The organism is Mycolicibacter longobardus, assembly GCF_002102265.1.
Taxonomy (GTDB): domain Bacteria; phylum Actinomycetota; class Actinomycetes; order Mycobacteriales; family Mycobacteriaceae; genus Mycobacterium; species Mycobacterium longobardum.
This window is the reverse complement of record NZ_LQPG01000041.1, coordinates 1-1,507: the sequence shown is the minus strand read 5'-3', so window position 1 is coordinate 1,507 and position 1,507 is coordinate 1. Positions and strand designations below refer to the sequence as shown.

Sequence of the window (1,507 nt, the reverse complement as noted above, 5' to 3'; positions counted from 1 at the left end):
ACTAATGGGAGTCGATCAGCGTGGCGTTGACGGGTTTGGGGTGTTGGTCGCGGGACGCTGATCATCGAGCCGCTGGCCGGTGAGCACTGCGTTCGACCGGGGTGAAGCGTTGATCCCTACGGCTAGATCGTGCCCCGGCCGGTTCGGTGAGGTCGCTTGAAGCGCTGATGGGATGTCGTGCCAACGGGAGCACTGATCCATTAGTCCGCCGCCGGGTGTCCTCGGGCTCAATGGGGAGTCAACGACGACCGCAGGAGGTGGACAGTGGTGATTTTCCTCGGTGACGACTGGGCCGAAGACCATCACGACGTGTATCTGATGGATGAGGCCGGCCAACGCTTGGCAGCCCGGCGATTACCCGAGGGCCTGGCGGGGATCCGGGACTTGCACGAACTGATCGCCGCGCACGCCGAGGAACCCCACGAGGTGATGATCGGCATCGAAACCGATCGTGGCCTGTGGGTCTCGGCATTGGTGGCATCGGGTTATCAAGTGTGGGCGATCAACCCGATGGCCGCGGCCCGCTACCGCGACCGTCACCACGTCTCGGGCGCGAAGTCTGATGCCGGGGACGCCAAACTGCTGGCCGATCTGGTCCGCACCGACCGGCACAACCATCGCCAGATCGCCGGGGATACCCCTGACGCCGAGGCGATCAAGGTGTTGGCCCGCGCCCATCAGAGCCTGATCTGGGCACGGACGCGGCATGCCAACATGCTGCGCAGCGGGCTGCGGGAGTATTACCCCGCAGCCTTGGAGGCCTTTGACTCGCTCACCGACGGTGACGCGTTGGCCGTGTTGAGTCGCGCACCCACTCCTGAACAAGGCGCCCGGTTGAGCCTGTCGAAGATCGGCTCAGCGCTCAAAGCTGCTGGGCGACAACGCAACATCGATGCACGTGCTATCGAGATTCAGGCCATCCTGCGCCGCGAGCACCTCACCGCAACCCCTGCAGTGGCCAGCGCGTTCGGGGCTACCACGACGGCCGCGGTTCATGTCATCGCGACACTGAACACCCAGATCGCCGAACTCGAGACCGTGCTGGCCGACCATTTTGAGAAACACCCGGACGCCGACATCTACCGCTCCCTGCCAGGACTTGGTGTCGTACTCGGCGCCCGGGTGCTCGGTGAGTTCGGGGACGACCCGAACCGATACAGCACTGCCAAGTGTCGCAAGAACTACGCCGGAACCTCACCATTGACCATCGCGTCGGGCCGAAAACGTGCCGTGCTGGCCCGCCACGTCCGCAACAAACGGCTCTACGACGCGCTCGATCAATGGGCCTTCTGCGCACTAACTCGCAGTCCTGGTGCTCGCGCCTTCTACGACCAGCACCGCGCCAACGGCGACACCCACCATCAAGCCCTCCGCGCCCTGGGCAACCGACTCGTCGGCATCCTTCACGGCTGCCTACGCCATCAAACGCTCTACGACGAACACAAAGCCTGGGCACACCGCACGCCCGCAGCCGCTTGACAACTTACGGACCTGGGATGTCTAGCCG

1 protein-coding gene is annotated in these 1,507 nt (G+C 64.4%); it reads left to right on the top strand.

The window, feature by feature from the left end:
• Positions 1-267 precede the first annotated feature (267 nt).
• A complete protein-coding gene (locus tag AWC16_RS20255; RefSeq protein ID WP_085266523.1) occupies positions 268-1,479 on the top strand; it encodes an IS110 family RNA-guided transposase in 1,212 nt (403 codons plus the stop codon).
• Positions 1,480-1,507: the final 28 nt, after the last annotated feature.